This is a genomic window from Micromonospora haikouensis, from assembly GCF_900091595.1.
GTDB classification, from domain to species: Bacteria; Actinomycetota; Actinomycetes; order Mycobacteriales; family Micromonosporaceae; genus Micromonospora; species Micromonospora haikouensis.
Map to the genome: position 1 here is coordinate 119,598 of NZ_FMCW01000021.1, position 17,086 is coordinate 136,683.

Below are 17,086 nucleotides of genomic sequence, written 5' to 3' on the forward strand. Positions count from 1 at the left end.
GTCAGGGGCGGAGGTTGACGATCCAGCCGTAGAGGCCGCAGACCCAGACCGCGAGGGGCACCAGGGAGATGATCAGCAGGACCTCGACGATGTCCAGCAGCCGCCCCCAGACCGGCGAGATCCGCTTGCCCGCGACGGTCAGCCCGTAGATCAGGCTGACCACGGCCGCCACCACCAGCCCGCCGAGGACCACGCCGAGCCGGACGGCCGCCCCGCCCGCGGCGAACGTGGCCGCCGCCGTGAGGCCCAGCCCGAGGCCCCCGGCCAGCAGCACCGGCACGCGTTGGGCGCGGCCGAGGAACGGCCGGGCGCGCAGCAGCGACAGCAGGGCCAGCACCAGGCAGAGCAGCACCGCCGGCAGCCGGCCGTCGAGGGCGAGCACGACCTCCCCGCCCAGCACCAGCAGGGCGACCGTCCACAGCAGGCCGGTGAGGAACTCGTCGGCCCGCTCGCTGCGCCGCAGCACGCCGCGGCCGTCGACGGTCTCCGTGTCGGTCTTGAGGTCGTCGGGGCCGGTCGGGATGGACGGCACGGGCAGCCGGGCCAGCCGGTACGCCGCCATCGGCAGCGCCGGCAGGGTGGCGAACGCGACCGTGGCGACCACCGCGGCGGCGGCCGGCGCGTCCACCGAGAACGCCAGGCTCACCACCGCGCCGAAGCCGACCGCCCCGCCGACGGCGACCGCGCCGAAGAACAGCGGCAGCCGGTCGCCGACCGCCAGCGCGGCGACCGCGCCGAACACCACCACGGCGGTCGCGGCGAGCAGCACGTGCGGGCCGGCCAGCTCGCCCAGGCCCCGGTCGCCGGCCAGCACCAGCAGGCCGCCGACGGCGGCGTGGCCGAGGCCGACCAGGGCGAGCACCGCGCCGGTGCGGCTGTCGCCGGCCGCCCGGGACAGCACGGCCGCGCCGACCAGCAGGGCGACCGCCACCAGCAGGGCGGCGATAGCCCCGGGCAGCTGCGGCGGGCCCGTGAACAGCGCCGCCAGCGCGCCGGCCGACAGCGCCGCCGCCGCGAACAGCACCGCGAACGAGCGGCTCGTGCTCACCTGCCAGCTGCCGGGGCGCTGGTTCGTCGCCGTGGCCACCGCGTCCACCACGTCGTCGAAGACGATCTCCGGGGCCGCCGCCGCGCGGGGGTTGAAGTAGAGCACCTCGCCGTCGCGGACGCCGAGCTGCGCGGCCGTACGCCCACCGTCGAGCGGCTGTCCGCCGAGCCGGGCCAGGCTCCAGCCGCCGTGCCGCACCCCCTCGTCGGCGAGGTCCTCACCCGCGTACCGCAGCAGCGTCGGCAGCAGGTCCGCCAGCGGCACGTCGGCGGGGAGGGCGAGGTCCATCCTGGTCCGGGGCGCCACGATGGTGACCCGGCTCAGGCCGCCGGTCGCCGTCCTCGTCGCCACTGTGGCCTCCTCGCGTTCGCCTGCGCTCTACCCGCCCGGGCCGCCGCCGAAGTGGGTCCCCGACGCCCACGGGAGATTACCTACGATGGCCCCTACGTACGATGCCCACCCGACGGCCCGCGCCCGGTCGTCGCGCCACCCCGGCCGCACGTCACGCCGCGCCGGCCGGCGTCCGGGCCGCTTCTGGGGGAGGAGAACGCCGTGAGCACCGTCGTGTTCCGTCGGCTTCCGCGTCAACCGGGGCCGGCCCTGCCGCGCGGCGAGGTGCTGCTGGAGTCCCCGCCGGAGCTGCCCGAGCCGACCCCCCGGGGCATGGGCCAGCTCCTGATGATCCTGCCGATGGTCTGCGGCGTCGGCGCGATGGCCTTCCTCTACGCCGGCCGGGGCGGCGGCATGATGACGTACGTCGCGGGTGGGCTCTTCGGGGTCTCCATGCTCGGCATGGCGATCGGCTCGCTGAGCAACGGCGGCAACGACAAAGCCGAGCTGAACGCCGAGCGCCGCGACTACATGCGCTACCTGGCCCAGATGCGCAAGCGCACCCGGCGCGCGGCCGAGCAGCAGCGGGCCGCCATGACCTGGCGGCACCCGGAGCCCGACGCGCTCTGGTCGATCGCCGCGTCGCGCCGGCTGTGGGAACGCCGGGTCACCGAGGACGACTTCGGCGAGGCGCGGATCGCCGTCGGCCCGCAGCGGCTGGCGGTGGAGATCGTGCCGCCGGAGACGAAGCCGGTGGAGGACCTGGAGCCGATGAGCGCGATCGCGCTGCGCCGGTTCGTCCGCGCCCACTCCACGGTGCCGGACCTGCCCACCGCGCTGTCGGTGCGGGCGTTCTCGCGGGTGGTGCTGCGCGGCGAGCGGGAGCCGGTGCTCGACCTGGCCCGGGCCACGATCGGTCAGCTCGCCACCTTCCATGCCCCGGACGACCTGGTCGTCGTCGTGGTCGCCGCCGACGACCGGCAGCCGGCCTGGAACTGGGTGAAGTGGCTGCCGCACGCCCAGCACCCCGGCCGCACCGACGCCGCCGGGGCCCGCCGCCTCGTCTTCGCCACCCTCGCCGAGGCCGAGGAGTCCCTCGCCGACGAGCTGGCCGGCCGGGCCCGGTTCAGCCCGGACGCCAAGCCGCTGACCACCGCGCCGCACCTGGTGGTGGTCGTCGACGGCGGCGAGGTCGCCGCCACCTGCCAGCTCACCGGGCCGAGCCTGCTCGGCACCACCGTCGTCGACCTCTCCGGGGCCGTCCCCCGCGACGCCGGCCGCTGGCTGCTCTGCCTCGACGTCGGCGACGGCACCGCCGTCGACCTGGTCCGGGGGGCCACCACCACCCGGCTGGGCCGCCCCGACCGGCTCACCGCCGCCGCGGCCGAGGGGCTGGCTCGGCAGCTCGCCCCCTACCGCCTCTCCCAGCAGCAGGCCGGCGCGGAGGAGCCGCTGGCCCGCAGCACCGAGCTGCCGGACCTGCTCGGCGTCGGCGACGCCGCCGCCGTCGACGTGCGGCAGACGTGGCGGCCACGCAGCCACCGCGACCGGCTGCGCATCCCGCTCGGCGTCGGCCCCGACGGCAACGTCGTCGAGCTGGACTTCAAGGAGTCCGCCCACGAGGGCATGGGCCCGCACGGCCTGGTCATCGGCGCGACCGGCTCCGGCAAGAGCGAACTGCTGCGTACGGTGGTCGCCGCCCTCGCGGTCACCCACGCCTCGGAGGAGCTGAACTTCGTCCTGGTCGACTTCAAGGGCGGCGCGACGTTCGCCTCCCTGGACGCGCTGCCGCACACCAGCGCGGTGATCACCAACCTTTCCGACGAGCTGCCGCTGGTCGACCGGATGCGCGACGCCCTGGCCGGCGAGATGAACCGCCGCCAGGAGGTGCTGCGGGCCGCCGGCAACTACGTCTCCCGCTACGAGTACGAGAAGGCGCGGGCCGCCGGCGAGGCGCTGGAGCCGATGCCGAGCCTGCTCATCATCTGCGACGAGTTCAGCGAGCTGCTCGCCGCGAAGCCCGACTTCATCGACCTGTTCGTGATGATCGGCCGGCTGGGCCGGTCGCTGGGCGTGCACCTGCTGCTGGCCAGCCAGCGGCTGGAGGAGGGCAAGCTGCGCGGCCTCGACACGCACCTGTCGTACCGGATCGGCCTGCGCACCTTCTCGGCGGTGGAGAGCCGGATCGTGCTCGGCGTGCCCGACGCGTACGAGCTGCCCAGCGCCCCCGGCCATGGCTACCTCAAGACCGACACCGCCACCATGCTGCGGTTCCGCGCCGCGTACGTGTCCGGCCCGTACCGGGCCCCGGGCGAGCAGGCGCGTTCGGCGCAGGCGCTGGTGCGCCGCCGCATCGTGCCGTACGGCACGGAGTTCGTGCCGGCGCCCGCCCCGGACCTGACGGCGGAGCCGGTGGCCGAGCCGGAGCAGCCGGCCGAGGGCAAGGCCGTGGCGATGCTCGACGTGCTGATCGGTCGGCTCGCCGGCCAGGGTCGCCCCGCCCACCAGGTGTGGCTGCCGCCGCTGTCGGAGCCGCCGAGCCTTGCGGACCTGCTCGGCCAGCTCGCCGTCGACCCGACGTACGGCCTGACCACCGCCGGCTGGGCGGGCCGGGGCCGGCTCACCGTCCCGGTCGGGGTGGTCGACCGCCCGTACGATCAGCGGCGCGACCCGATGATGGTGGAGCTGGCCGGCGCGGGCGGCAACGTGGTGATCGTCGGCGCGTCGCTGTCCGGCAAGAGCACCCTGCTGCGGTCGCTGCTCGCCTCGCTGGCGCTCACCCACACCCCGCGCGAGGCGCAGTTCTTCTGCCTCGACTTCGGCGGCGGGGCGCTGCGCAGCCTGGACGGGCTGCCGCACACGGCGGGGGTGGCCGGCCGGCGGGACACCGAGGCGGTCCGCCGCACGGTCGCCGAGGTGGTCGGGATCATCGACGAGCGGGAGCAGCGGTTCGCCCAGCACGGCATCGACTCGGTGGCCGCGTACCGGCGTCGTCGGGCGGCCGGCGAGTTCGCCGACGACCCGTTCGGCGACGTGTTGCTCGTGGTGGACGGCTGGAACACGCTGCGCCAGGAGTACGAGGAGCTGGAGCAGACGATCACCAACCTGGCCAACCGGGGGCTGGGCTTCGGCATCCACGTGGTGATCACGGCGGTGCGCTGGGCGGAGATCCGGATCAACCTGCGCGACCTGCTCGGCACGAAGCTGGAGCTGCGCCTCGGCGACGCTGCCGAGTCGGAGATCGACCGGCGGGCCGCGCAGAACGTGCCGGAGAAGACCCCCGGTCGCGGCCTGACCCGCGACAAGCTGCACTTCCTGGCGGCGGTGTCGCGGATCGACGGCCGCCGCGACGTCGACGACCTGACGGAGGCGTCGGTCGCCCTGGCCGGGCACGTGGCGCGGGCGTGGCCGGGCGCCCCCGCCCCGAAGGTACGGCTGCTGCCGCGCCGGCTGCCCCTGGCCGAGCTGGCCCGGGTGGCCGACCGGTCGGCGCCGGGCCTGCCGATCGGCGTGAACGAGCAGGCGCTCGCCCCGGTCCACCTGGACCTGGCCAGCGAGCCGCACCTGACGGTGTTCGGCGACGCCGAGTGCGGCAAGACCAACCTGCTGCGGGTGATCGCCCGGGGGATCGTCGAGCGCTACACCCCGGCCCAGGCCCGCCTGGTCATCGCCGACTACCGGCGTGGCCTGCTCGGCGCGGTCGAGGGCGAGCACCTGCTCGACTACGCCCCGTCCAACCAGGTCTTCGCCCAGGGGCTCGCGTCGATCCGCAGCGCCCTGTCCAACCGGCTGCCCGGCCCCGACGTCACCACCGCCCAGCTCCGCGACCGGAGCTGGTGGAAGGGGCCGGACCTCTACATCCTGGTGGACGACTACGACCTGGTCGCCTCCGGCGGCAGCAACCCGCTCAGCGCCCTGCACGAGCTGCTGCCGCAGGCCCGCGACATCGGCCTGCACCTGATCGTCACCCGCCGGATGGGCGGGGTGGCGCGGGCGCTGTATGAGCCGGTGCTGCAACGCCTGCGCGAGCTGGACTCGCCGGGCCTGCTGATGTCCGGCGCCCGGGAGGAGGGCCCGGTCTTCGGCACGCTGCGCCCGAGCCCGCAGCCGCCGGGCCGGGGCACGCTGGTGCGGCGGCGCGACGGCCAGCAGCTCATCCAGACGGCCTGGTCCGATCCGGCCTAGCCGCGTTCCGTCGGGGCCGGGGACGGACGCCGGGTGACCCGGTCCGGTAGCGTCGGGCCGATCGTCGACCGTGCAGAAGGGACCGTGGTGAGCACCTCGGGGGGATACGGGGGCGGCGGCGCCGTCGAGAACATGTTGCGTCAGGCGCAGGAGCAGCAGCGCCGGTTGGCCGAGTTGCAGCGGCGGCGCGCCGAGCTGCGGGTGCCGGGGGAGAGCCCGGATGGCCTGGTCCGGGTCACGGTCGACGGCGAGATGAAGATCGGCGACATCGAGATCAACGCCCGGGCGATGCGGCTGGACAGCTTCTCCCTCGCGGAGTCGCTCCAGGCCGCGATCGACGCGGCGTACGCGGCCTTCGGCGAGCAGCAGCAGGAGCTGCTCACCGAGATGCTCGGCGGCTCCGAGCTGGTCAGGAAGGCCCAGGACGGCACCCTGACCCCCCAGGACTGGTTCCGCCGGTTCGGGGTGGACCTGGACGACCCGTTCCGCGGCCTGCGCCGCTGAGCCCGGCAGGGAGACACGGATGGCGAACAAGGTCGACGTCGAGGCGATCCGCAAGGCGGGCCGCAAGCTGGACGCCCCGGACGGCCCGATCCAGTACCTGCGCAACGTGCAGGCGCTGCTGGAGAGCGTGAAGCTGCCGAGCGGGTCGCTGACGTTCCTCGGCGGCGCGACCGTCGATGCGCACAACGCCTCGGTCGACGGCCACCTGGAAAACGTGAAGACCGGCGTCGAGCACCTGCACCGGGCGGCCGAGCAGCTCGAACAGACCGCGAAGAACTGGGAGAAGTCGGACCAGCCCTGGGTGGTCAAGTGACCGCTCGGGAGCACCACGGGGGGAGCAGCCGATGACGGAGATCCTGATCGCGAACGCGGCCGGAACGGTGACCGGCACGCACACCGTCGCCGCGGCGACGGCACCGGTGCGGGGGCTGCTCCCGGCGGCCCGGGCCAACATCGCGTGGCTGGTCGGCGCGGGCCTCCTCGGCGCGTGGATCGCCTACCTCGAGACGTTCGACAACGACGAGGTCAACAGGTCCATCAAGGAGTGGGGCGACGCCGCCCGGCTGCTCGGCGCGGACCAGTTCGGCGAGGCCCTCGGGCAGGTGCCGCCGTCCGACGAGGAGTGGGACTTCGACGACCGGGACGCGTTCGAGCTCTTCCTCCGCAAGCTGGGGGCGGAGATCAACTCGCTGGCCGAGGCGTTCAACGCCAACAAGGAGAGCCTCACCGCCGCCCGCGACGCCTTCAACGACGCCGTGAACGCGCTGGTCGAGGCGCTCGTCCCGATCCTGATCGCGGTGATCGCGGCGGTCGCCCTCCAGGCGTTCCCGGCGACCGCACCCATCGCCGAGGCGATCGGGGTGGCCGGGCTGACCGTGAGCGTGGCGATCCTCGCCCTGGTCTTCGGCGACATCAGCGCGCTGTTCACCAGCCTGATGGCGGGGCTGCAGAACAACAACCGGTTCGCCTTCGTGTCGGACTCCCGCCCCGGCTGGGCGGCCACCGGCGCCGACCCGGACATCAAGGACATCAAGATCGACTGGGTCAAGGACTCCAAGTTCTACCAGTGAGAGGCGGCGACCTTGTTTGCGCTCACCATGCTTTCCCTGGCCTGCATCCCGGCCTTTCTCGTGCTGGGGCTGATCGCCCAGCTCTCGAAGGCGACCTGGGCCAGGCGGGCCACCGAGATCGCGGCCCTCACGGGCGTCGCCGCGCTGCTGCCGGTGGTGATCGAGCGGGCCTTCGAGAAGCCGGTGCTCTGGCCGGTCGTGGTGCTGCTGGCCGCGATTCTGGTGTTCGGCGTGGCGATGCACGTGCGGTCCTACCGCCAGCCCTCCTGACGTTCGTGGACCGGGTCCGATGAGGACCTTCCCCCGCAGGAGCCACCCCGGCGCGGCGACGGCGACGTGCTGACAGGGCTGCGCGGCGCGGACGGGGTCGGTTACGGTGCATCCTGAATGTCCGTCGGTGGGGTTGGTCGCCTTGCCACGGGGGAGGGGCGCGGCAGATTTCCGCCGCCACAACGATGACGGAAGGGTGTGAAGCATGGCGTTCGAGGTCGACGCATCGACTCTGCATACCGCGGCGAATGACGTGCGGTCCACGCGCGGCGATGTCGACGGTGAGCTCAAGAAGCTGTGGAACGTGGTCGACGACCTGGCGATGGCCTGGAAGGGGCAGGCATCCTCGGGCTTCCAGCAGCTCATGCTGCGCTGGAACGAGGACACGGCCAAGCTGCTGACCGCGATGGACAACATCGCCGACCTGCTCGACAAGTCCGGCACGACCCACCAGGTCAACGACGAGGAGCAGCAGCAGATGCTGGACAAGTTCCACGCTGCGCTGAACCCGTGACCGGCAGCCAGGCGTAGGGGAGGAAATCATGAGCATCAAGGTCGACTACGCGGTTCTCGAGAGCAGCAACCAGCAGATGACCGCCATCTCGCGGACCATCGACGAGAAGCTCGACACGCTGCGGTCCATGCTGAGCAAGCTGCACTGGGAGGGCGAGGACCGCACCGCCTACGAGCAGCACCAGGCGCAGTGGGACGCCGCCGTCCGGGACATCAACAAGATCCTGAACGACATCGGCGGCGCGGTCGGCATCGCCCGCGAGAACTACGTCACCACGGAGATGAGCAACTCCAAGGTGTGGAACAGCTGAGCTGACGCGGGAACGGCTCCGGTCCGGTCGAGCCGGATCGGAGCCGTTCTGCGTGAGGGCCGACGAGAGCCGGGGGGAACGATGCACACGGGGGGACACCGCCGACCGCTGCTGCGGTCCGCCGCCGCCACGCTGGCGCTGGTCACCCTCGCCGGTGGCGGCCTGCTCGCCGCGCCCGCCCCGGCGCGCGCCGCCGACACGGTGCGCGGCCTCCAGTGGCACCTCGACTCGTTGCGCATTCCCGAGGCGCACAAGCTGTCCCGGGGCAGGGGCGTCACGGTCGCGGTGATCGACGGGGGGGTCTACGCCGCCCACCCCGACCTGCGCGGTCAGGTCCTGAAGGGCACCTCGCTGTCCAGCGCGGTACGCGCCGACGGCCACGCCGACCCGGATCGCGAGCATGGCCACGGCACCGCGATGGCCGGCATCATCGCCGGCCGGGGCGGCGGGCCCATGCGCCTGCTCGGCATCGCCCCGGAGGCGAGGATCCTGCCGGTCGCGCTGGGCCAGCCCCGCGAATACGACATCGCGGGTGGCATCCGCTGGGCGGCTGACGCCGGAGCCGACGTGATCAACCTTTCTGTCGGCACCCCCGGCGACGATCCGCAGGTCACCGAGGCCGTTCAGTACGCGCTCGGCAAGGGCGCGGTGCTGGTGGCCGCCGCCGGCAACCGCAGCACCAACCAGGCCGTGCCGACTCCGGCCAACGTGCCCGGCGTGCTCGCGGTCGGGGGCACCGCGAGGAACGGCTCGCGGTGGAGCGGGTCGGTCACCGGCCCGGAGCTGGTGCTCGCCGCGCCCGGTGAGCGGATCATCAGCTCGGTGCCGCCGCCGGTGTCGCCGAACGGGTACGGCGTGGGCGACGGGACCAGCGACGCGGCGGCGATCGTCTCCGGGGTCGCCGCGTTGGTGCGGTCCCGCTATCCCCGGCTCGACGCCGCGAACGTGGTCAACCGGCTGATCCGCACCGCGCGCGACCGGGGCGCACCCGGCCGCGACCCGGAGTACGGCTTCGGCGGCGTCGACGTGCTGGCCGCGCTGACCGCGACCGTGCCCGAGGTGGACGGCAATCCGCTGCTGACCGGCGCTTCCCCGAGGCCGGGCGACCCCGACGCCGACTCCCCGGCCGACGACTCCGACGACGGTCGGCCGGCGGTCTCCTTCGGCCTGGCGGACAACGCCCCGATCCAGCTCGCGCTCTGCCTGCTGGCGGTGCTCCTGGCCGGCGTGGTGATCGTGGTGCTGGTCGTGGTCAACCGCCGGGCGGCCCGCCGCCGGGTCCCGGGCGGCCCGCCGGGCCCGCAGCCGCAGAGCCCGCAGGGCTCGCAGCCGCGCTGACACCGACACCTGAGATACGGGGCCAGGGGAGGGCACCATGAGCGACGAACGGAACGACCCGGACCGGGTGGAGGTCGACCTGCCCGTGCCGTTGCCGATCAACCCGCTGTACCCGGGGATGGGCGACATCCGGGGGATCAGCTTCGACCGGACCGGCGTGGACCAGGCCGAGACGCCGAGCGGTGTGGTCGCCGGCAAGGGCGAGAAGGGCGTCCAGACGGAGTGGGACGCCGGCAACCTCGACTCGGCCATCACCTGGCTGGAGACGCACGCCAGCTACCTCCACCGGCTCTCCTACGACATGGCCGACATCTCCGAGAAGCTCGGGGGCGGCCAGGCCGTCGCCGGCAAGGGGCCGCTCGGCGGCTTCCCGTACGCCCTCCAGCTCGCCCAGCGGCACCAGCAGGTCTACACCGGCACGGAGGGCGGGCTGCGCACCCTCTCGGAAAACCTGTACTCGGCGGCCGAGGCGCTGCGCACGGTCAAGCGCAACTACGAGACCGCCGAGGGGGCCAACGAGATGACCGCGCAGGAGATGCAGCAGGCCTTCACCGACGCCGCCCGCGGCGGCAGCTAGATCGACGGGAGCGGAGCATGGGGGACAAGAGCTGGGAGGACATGGCCCGGGAGGTCCTCGTCGAGGGCCGCCCGGCCGACGTGCAGAGCGCCGCGCTGGGCTGGCAGGAGCTGATCAAGAACGTCGATCAGGTCCGGGAGAGCCTGGAGAAGAACGTCAAGGACCTCGGCGCGGTCTGGAAGGGCCCGGCGTACGAGTCGTTCAAGACGCACATCGAGGGGCTCGCCAAGAACGCCAAGTCGATCGTCGACGACATCGACAACCCGGGGCGGGGCAAGGTCAGCATCGTGACCACCCTGGAGACGGCCGCCCGCCAGCTGGAGGACGCCCAGAACAAGATGCCGATCCCGGCGGCCTGTGTCGGTGACGTCCTGGCCGCCCGCAACGGCGAGATCACCCTCGGGGTCGGGCTCTTCGAGACCCGGGTCACGGCGGAGGTCATGGGCAGCTGGCCGGTCGAGCAGCTCGGCAAGGTGGGCGACTGGGTGACCGGCTGGTTCTCCGACCAGGAGGGCGACGCCCGCAAGGTCTACGACGAGGTCAACGGCAACTTCAAGGACCGCACCATGGAGGCGCCGGGCACGGTGACCTCCAACAACCTGGGGACCGGCCCGACGGAGGTGCCGAACCTCGGCGGCGGCCCGGGCGGCGGGGGCGCCGGCGGGGTCCCCTCGGTGGGCGGCATGCCTTCCACCGGCGGCGTCGGCGGCGCGTCCCCGACGGGCCTCGGCAAGCTGCCGGACGTCGGCGACGGCAAGCCCGACTTCGGGTCGACGACCCACCCGGACCTCACCCCGGTCACCGACCTCCCCGACACCGGGTCCGTGGACCCGGGCGGGCTGGACGACGGCTACGGGACCGGCCTGGCCGGTGCCGGCGGGCCGACCACCACCGGCCTCGGCTCGGGCGGGCTGGGCGGCGGCAGCGGCGCGGGTCTGTCCGGTGGCGGCGCGGGCGGCGGCATCCCCGGCGGCGGCGCGCTCGGCAAGACGGTCAGCCCCGGGCTGCCGCCGATGCTCGGCGGCGGTGCCGCCGGCGCGGGCCGGGGCGCCGGCCGGGGCGTGGGCGGCCGGCTCGGCGCGGGCAAGCCGGGCATGGGCGGCATGATGGCCCCCGGCATGGGCGGCGGTGCCGCCGGTGCCCGGGGCGCGGGCGGCCGGGCCGCCGGTGCCGGTCGGCCGGGTGGCGCGACGGCGGGCCGGGGCGGCGTGGCCGGCGCGGGCGGCGGGGCCGGCTACGCCGAGGAGGAGCAGGTGCGCAACACCTGGCTGGAGGAGGACGAGGACGTCTGGGGCGCGGGCGGCGACGCCACCCCCGGCATCCTGCGCTGACGGTGCGGCGGCCCGGCCGAGGTCATCCCCCGGCCGGGGTGGGGCGGCGGCCCGGCCGCCAGCCCCGGCGCCGTCCCCGGGCCAGGATCGGCCTGGCGGCCAGCAGCACGCCGGCCAGCACCGCGCCGGCCGCCGCCACCCAGACCGCCACGGCCCGCTGCCAGCCCAGCGGGTCCCGCAGCGGGGCGGGCGCGGCCAACGCCCCGGGCGGCGGGTCGCTGCGCGTGCCGAGCACGCTCGTCACCGCCCGGTACGGGTTCACCACCCCGTAGCCGACCTCGGCGTTGTGCCCGTCCGGGGGGTTGTCCGCCGTGCGGGTGAGCCGGTAGGCCACCCCGTCCGGCGTGAGGTCCGGATGCGCGGCGCGGACCAGCGCGGCCACCCCCGAGACGTACGCGGCGGCGAAGCTCGTGCCGCCCTGCGGCTCGGCGAGGTATCCCTCCCCCCGGGGCGCGGGGCCGACGATGTCCAGCCCCGGGGCGGCGATGTCCACGTAGTCGCCGCTGACCGAGCTGCCCACGTGGCCGGCCTGCGCGTCGACGCCGGCCACGGCGATGACCCCGGGATACGCCGCCGGGTACGCCGGCAGGTCCTGCTGCTGCTCCTGGCGGTTGCCGGCGGCGGCCACCACGACGACGCCCTTGGCGAGGGCGTACTCGACGGCGGCGGCCAGCTCGGGCCGGGGCAGCGTGACCAGGGACAGGTTGATCACGTCGGCGCCCTGGTCGACGGCCCAGCGGATGGCGAGGCCGATCTGCGCCGGCAGGCCCTCGTCGTTGGTGCGCCGGGTGTCCGGCAGCACGCGTACGGGCAGGATCTGGGCGGCCGGTGCGACGCCGGTGAACGGCGAGCCGGTGCCCTCCCGGCCGGCGATGATGCCGGCGACGATCGTGCCGTGCCCGGCCGCGTCGCACTGACCCTCGTTGGGGGGCAGCGCGTTGAAGTCCCGGCCGGGTCGCACCTGGCCCCGCAGCAGCGGGTGGGTGGCCGACACGCCGGAGTCGACGACCGCCACGGTGACGCCCTCGCCCCGGGTGACCCGCCAGGCCGCGCCCGGGTCGAGCCGGGTCAGCGCCCACGGTGCCGCGGTGGGCGCGGGGCTGCCGGTCGGCCCGCAGCTGGGGGTGGCCGACGCCGGGGCGGGCGGCACGACGGCGGTGGCGAGCAGGGCCGCCAGCGCGGGCAGCGCCGCCCGCTGCAGCCCGGCCCGCCCGGTCACCCGGCGTCCCCTTCGGCCCGGCCTGGGGCGTGTCCGCCCGGGGCGGTCCGCCCGACCTGGTCCGGGGCGCTCCGTCCGGTCTGGTCCGGGGCGTCCCGCTCGGGCTGGTCGGTGGTGAAGAGGGCGAGCAGGTCGCCGACCTGGCGGTCCGCCTCGGCCGGGTGGCGGAAGTGGCCGCTGGGGTCGACCGTGTATTCGTTGCGCCGGCCGACCCGGGTCCGCCGCAGGTAGCCGCCGGCCTCCAGGTCGGCCACGATCGCCTGCGCCGCGCGCTCGGTCACGCCCACCTCGTCCGCGACGTCGCGCAGCCGGGCGGTCGGGTTGCGGGCGATGGCGAGCAGGACGTGGCCGTGGTTGGTGAGGAACGTCCAGTTCCGGGTGCTCCCGTTCCCACCTGCTGTCGTCGCCATGTCGGACATGTTAGGGCTCGGCGACGACGCCCACGCCCCTGGGCCGACGCGGGCCGGAGCGCGGGCCTGCGCAAGCCCTTCCCAAAGCAGGAAATGTGTATCACGTAACGCTTGACGTGCCTTTCGCTGCGTGTGACCGTGGGGGAACTGGTCGTGCGCGTGAATGACGAGGTGATGGGGCATGGAGCATTCCAGCATGTCGATGGCTCAGGCGGGCTCCGGGCAGCTAGACCCCCTCTCGTCCGTCGGGCGACCGGGCGAGCCGGGCGCTGCCTGCACCCCGGCCCGGGCCCTCGCTGAACTGCACGCCGGCAACCACCGCTTCGTCAGCGGAACGCCGCGCCACCCCAACCAGGACGCCGACCACCGGGCGGCCGTCGCCGACGGGCAGCACCCGTTCGCGGTGATCGTCGGCTGCTCCGACTCCCGCCTGGCCGCCGAGATCATCTTCGACCGTGGCCTGGGGGACCTCTTCGTGGTCCGCACCGCCGGGCACACCGTCGGCCCCGAGGTGCTGGGCAGCGTCGAGTACGCCGTGACCGTGCTGGGCACCCCCCTGGTGGTGGTGCTCGGCCACGACTCCTGCGGGGCGGTGCAGGCGGCCAAGGCGGCGGCCGGCACCGGCAGCGAGCCCGCCGGCAACCTGCGGGCCGTGGTGGACGCCGTGGTGCCCAGCCTGCACCGGGCCGCCGAGCGGGGCGTCGAGGGCATCGACGAGATCGTCGACATCCACATCGCGTGCACGGTCGAGGCGATGCTCGACCGGTCGCCCGTGCTGGCCGCCGAGGTCGACGCGGGCCGCTGCGCGGTCGTCGGGATGTCGTACCGGCTCAGTGCCGGCGGGGTGCGGACGGTGGCCGCCGTTCCGGCCGCCATGGCCGCGGACGCCACCCCGGCCCGCGCCGCCGCCTGACGCACCCCCGCCGCCCGGCGCTCACCCCCGGGCCTGACGCGCACCGCCGCCCGAGACACGACGAGAGGGGCCGCCCCCACAGCGGGACGGCCCCTCTCGTCGTGCGCGCCGCGCCGCGTCAGAGCAGCGACATGTGCACGTGGTCCGTGTGGTTGGACGGCCCGCTGTAGGACTTCCAGCCGGTCGCCGGGAACCAGATCTGCCGGTTCCAGATGACGTAGTAGATGCCGAGCCGGTCGGCGTTGCGGATCAGGAACGCGGCGAGGTTGTTGCCGTACATCCGGGTGTCGTTGTTGTGCCAGGGGGAGAACCCGCTGTTCTGGAGCGACCAGTCGCAGGCCCGGCCCTTGGGGTGTTCCCACGGCCCGCCCGGCCGGTAGCAGCCCACGAACCGGTTGAAGCCGGCCCGCTTGGTCTCCTTGTAGGCGTGCAGGGTGCGGGGCGTGATGCAGCCGGAGGTGGTGGGGTCGTTCTCGCTGCACGACTCGGGCCGCCAGTCGCCGTCCGACGTCCGGCCCGGCCCGATCCTCGCGACCGGGGAGGTGGCGTTGACCAGGCCGCCGGTGAAGCCCTTGCCGCCGACCAGGGCGAGCGCCTTCTCGGCGTCGAACTTCTTCTTCGCCATGACCGACGCCTGCTTCTGCTGCTCGCGCACCTCGGCGTCGAGCGCGAGCTTGGCCTGCTCGGCGCGGTTCTTCGCCGCGCTGACCTCGGCCAGCTTGTTGGCGTTGACCATGTTCAGCTCGTCGAGGGCCGAGGCGCGCTTGACGAACGAGTCCGGTGTGTTGCTCTCCAGCAACATCGCCATCGCGCCGACCCGGCCGGTCCGGTACGACTGCGCGGCCATCTCGCCGACCTGCGGCGCGAGCGCGTCCAGCTCCTCCTGGGCCTTGCGCACCTCGTCGGCGAGCTGGGCCTGGCGCTTCTTGGACTTCTCGAGCTTCGACTTCGCCTGGGCGTAGTCCCGGTTCGTCGCCTCGATGACGTCGGTGATGAGCTGGGGCTCGTCGTCCTCCTCGTGCCCCGAGGGTTGGGGGGCGGCGGCGGGCAGGGCGAGCGCCGGGGCGGCCGGCCCGGCGACGACCGCCAGGGCAGCGAGCACGGCCACCACAGGTGTCAACCAGCGGTGCAGGGGTGCCGTCACAATGTTCCCTTCCATCGACCGCCGACCGGGTTAGCTGACGGGTTCGGGGCGGAAGCGGCCCCTACCGCTCGCGCGGATTCACCCCGGGCACCTGGTTCCCCGGCTCGCCTCGCGGCGATTGGGCGGCGGCACCGCAGGCGCCGCTTCGCGCCTTCGGCGGTGACCGGCAGCGAGGTTACCCGAGAGCCCATGCGGGGAGCTACGTCCGGATGCCGACTAAAAGCGTCATTTCGTAATCGCCATCGGTAATCAGTGATGCGCTTCTCAGGGCGGATGCCGCCACCGGTCACGCTGTGAAGTGTCACCATGCGGTGTCCGTGCCTCCTTCTCGGTGCGGCCGTCCGGCCGGGGGGTGGGTGGGGGCGTGGTCGTCGGGGAACCCCTCGGCCGCCCGGCCGCCGCCGAGCGCCTCCAGCGCGAGATTGCGGTCCGCGGTCCGCCGCCCGCCCCCGGGGGTACGCGCCGCCGGCACGTCCCCGCCGTCCGCCGTGCCGGGCCGGGACGCGGCGGTGTGCCCCTCAGCGGCGTGCCCAGTGGCGGTGTGTCCCGCCGCCGTGCGCCCCGCTGCGGTGACCACGGCGGCCAGCCCGGTGGTGAGCGGCACGGCGGCGATCAGGCCCAGCGTGGCGACCGCGCTGCGGACGATCTCCTGGGCGAGGAACTCGCTGGTCAGGATCTCGGTCACGGGGCGGGAGTCGGCGGTGAGCAGGAGCAGCAGCGGCAGCGACGCGCCCGCGTACGCCAGCACGATCGTGTTGACCGTGGAGGCGATGTGCGCCCGGCCGACGCGGGTGGCCGCCCGGTAGAGCTGCAACCGGGACAGCCCCGGGTTGGCGTGCGCCAGCTCGGTGACCGTGGCCGCCTGGGTCACGGTGACGTCGTCGAGGACCCCGAGCGAACCGATGATGATGCCGGCCAGCAGCAGGCCGTGCAGGTCCACGTCGCCCCGGAACATCGACAGGGTGGTGGCGTCCTCGCTGCCGTACCCGGTGAGGTGGGTGGCCGCGGTGGCCAGGGTGCCCAGCAGGCCGGTGAGCACCAGGCTGCCCAGGGTGCCGAGGACGGCCACCGACGTCTGCGCGGTGACCCCGTGGGTGAGGTACAACACCACGAACATGATCAACGCGGAGCCGACGACGGCGATCGGCAGCGGCGACCCGCCCGCGCCGATGCCGGGCAGCACGAAGGTCAGCAGGATGGCGAAGGTGGCGGCGAGCCCGGCCAGGGCGGCCACCCCCCGCCAGCGGCCGAACGCGACGATCGCCAGCGCGAACACCACCGCCAGCCAGATCAGCGGGGCGCCGCGCTGGTGCTCGGCGATGTTGTAGGCGCTCGCCGCCGGGTCGGCCGGGTCGGTCAGCTTCACCAGCACGATCCGGTCGTCGACGGCGACGGTGGGCGCGCCGGGGCCGGTCGGGATCGGCGTCTCGACCTGCTGCCCGGCGTCGGGCCCCTGCTCCACCCGGACGGTCACCGTGCCGCACGGGCCGTCCGCGACGCCCGGCCCGCCGCCCTCCGGCGTCTCCGGCTGCGGCGGGCACTCCTCGGTGACCACCCGGGTCACCGTGCCGTGATAGCGGGGCACCGGCGAGCCGCCGTCGACCTCGGGGCCGCCGCCGCGGGGCCACAGGACGACCGCCGCGACCACGGTGAGCACGAAGAGGGGCACCACGGTCGCGACGAGGACCCGCCGCACCCTCGGTGGGGTGGGCGGAGCGGGTCGGTTGTGGTCGGCGCCCATCGACGATCTCCAAACGGTGTCAGCGCGGGGTACGGCTCGGCGGCCCGGACGGTTCAGCGTCGCGGGAGATCGATCCGGGCCGGCTGCCCGGACGACCGCACCGGGCCGGCCGCCGGAGGACCTGCCCGTCCCGCGGGCCGCCCGAAGCCCCGCCCCGCCCCACCGGCGGCCCGGTCTCCGCC

The 17,086-nt window shown here is 74.5% G+C and carries 15 protein-coding genes, 1 pseudogene and 1 riboswitch; of the genes and pseudogenes, 11 read left to right on the forward strand and 5 right to left on the reverse strand.

The window, feature by feature from the left end; translation table 11 throughout:
• Position 1 precedes the first annotated feature (1 nt).
• On the reverse strand, positions 2–1,399 hold the full coding sequence (eccD, locus tag GA0070558_RS21525; protein WP_091283068.1) for a type VII secretion integral membrane protein EccD: 1,398 nt from the start codon (positions 1,397–1,399) through the stop codon (positions 2–4).
• Positions 1,400–1,600: 201 nt separating this feature from the next.
• Here eccD and eccCa point away from each other — a divergent pair, with 201 nt between their 5' ends.
• From eccCa to GA0070558_RS21575, 10 genes are all read left to right on the forward strand, one after another.
• Positions 1,601–5,563 carry a type VII secretion protein EccCa gene (gene eccCa, locus GA0070558_RS21530; protein WP_091283070.1) on the forward strand — a complete coding sequence of 1,321 codons (3,963 nt, stop codon included), beginning with the start codon at positions 1,601–1,603 and terminating at the stop codon, positions 5,561–5,563.
• Positions 5,564–5,647: 84 nt separating this feature from the next.
• Positions 5,648–6,067 (forward strand): YbaB/EbfC family nucleoid-associated protein, encoded by a 420-nt coding sequence (locus GA0070558_RS21535; protein WP_228986355.1) that lies wholly within the window; start codon positions 5,648–5,650, stop codon positions 6,065–6,067.
• A gap of 19 nt (positions 6,068–6,086) precedes the next feature.
• Complete coding sequence (locus tag GA0070558_RS21540; protein ID WP_077935838.1) at positions 6,087–6,380, forward strand: hypothetical protein; 294 nt, start codon at positions 6,087–6,089, stop codon at positions 6,378–6,380.
• Between the two features lie 31 nt (positions 6,381–6,411).
• Positions 6,412–7,137: a hypothetical protein gene (locus GA0070558_RS21545; protein WP_091283072.1), complete on the forward strand. Its 726-nt coding sequence runs from the start codon at positions 6,412–6,414 to the stop codon at positions 7,135–7,137.
• Between the two features lie 27 nt (positions 7,138–7,164).
• The gene (locus tag GA0070558_RS21550; RefSeq protein WP_091283074.1) at positions 7,165–7,407 is read left to right on the forward strand and encodes a hypothetical protein; all 243 of its coding nucleotides are present in this window, start codon (positions 7,165–7,167) and stop codon (positions 7,405–7,407) included.
• A gap of 205 nt (positions 7,408–7,612) precedes the next feature.
• Positions 7,613–7,921 carry a WXG100 family type VII secretion target gene (locus tag GA0070558_RS21555; protein WP_043961610.1) on the forward strand — a complete coding sequence of 103 codons (309 nt, stop codon included), beginning with the start codon at positions 7,613–7,615 and terminating at the stop codon, positions 7,919–7,921.
• 28 nt (positions 7,922–7,949) lie between these two features.
• A complete protein-coding gene (locus GA0070558_RS21560; protein ID WP_043961611.1) occupies positions 7,950–8,231 on the forward strand; it encodes a WXG100 family type VII secretion target in 282 nt (93 codons plus the stop codon).
• 81 nt (positions 8,232–8,312) lie between these two features.
• Entirely contained in the window at positions 8,313–9,569 is a 1,257-nt protein-coding gene (gene mycP, locus GA0070558_RS21565; protein ID WP_091283076.1) for a type VII secretion-associated serine protease mycosin, read from the forward strand.
• Between the two features lie 37 nt (positions 9,570–9,606).
• Positions 9,607–10,146 (forward strand): hypothetical protein, encoded by a 540-nt coding sequence (locus GA0070558_RS21570; protein ID WP_077935842.1) that lies wholly within the window; start codon positions 9,607–9,609, stop codon positions 10,144–10,146.
• Between the two features lie 17 nt (positions 10,147–10,163).
• Positions 10,164–11,477: a WXG100 family type VII secretion target gene (locus GA0070558_RS21575; protein ID WP_091283078.1), complete on the forward strand. Its 1,314-nt coding sequence runs from the start codon at positions 10,164–10,166 to the stop codon at positions 11,475–11,477.
• A gap of 22 nt (positions 11,478–11,499) precedes the next feature.
• On the opposite strand, the gene mycP (GA0070558_RS21580) is transcribed toward GA0070558_RS21575, so the two are convergent.
• Positions 11,500–12,696 carry a type VII secretion-associated serine protease mycosin gene (gene mycP, locus GA0070558_RS21580; protein WP_256092056.1) on the reverse strand — a complete coding sequence of 399 codons (1,197 nt, stop codon included), beginning with the start codon at positions 12,694–12,696 and terminating at the stop codon, positions 11,500–11,502.
• A 110-nt stretch (positions 12,697–12,806) separates the two neighbouring features.
• Positions 12,807–13,115 (reverse strand): annotated as a pseudogene (locus GA0070558_RS21585) (helix-turn-helix transcriptional regulator); the annotation flags it as partial.
• 193 nt (positions 13,116–13,308) lie between these two features.
• On the opposite strand from GA0070558_RS21585, the gene GA0070558_RS21590 reads away from it, so the two are divergent.
• A complete protein-coding gene (locus tag GA0070558_RS21590; protein ID WP_091283118.1) occupies positions 13,309–14,019 on the forward strand; it encodes a carbonic anhydrase in 711 nt (236 codons plus the stop codon).
• Positions 14,020–14,137: 118 nt separating this feature from the next.
• Here GA0070558_RS21590 and GA0070558_RS21595 read toward each other — a convergent pair whose 3' ends face one another.
• Both GA0070558_RS21595 and GA0070558_RS21600 read right to left on the reverse strand, forming a co-directional pair.
• The gene (locus tag GA0070558_RS21595; protein WP_043961613.1) at positions 14,138–15,163 is read right to left on the reverse strand and encodes a coiled-coil domain-containing protein; all 1,026 of its coding nucleotides are present in this window, start codon (positions 15,161–15,163) and stop codon (positions 14,138–14,140) included.
• Positions 15,164–15,167: 4 nt separating this feature from the next.
• Positions 15,168–15,298: riboswitch (cyclic di-AMP (ydaO/yuaA leader) on the reverse strand.
• Positions 15,299–15,464: 166 nt separating this feature from the next.
• Positions 15,465–16,904 carry a YibE/F family protein gene (locus GA0070558_RS21600; protein WP_091283080.1) on the reverse strand — a complete coding sequence of 480 codons (1,440 nt, stop codon included), beginning with the start codon at positions 16,902–16,904 and terminating at the stop codon, positions 15,465–15,467.
• Positions 16,905–17,086: the final 182 nt, after the last annotated feature.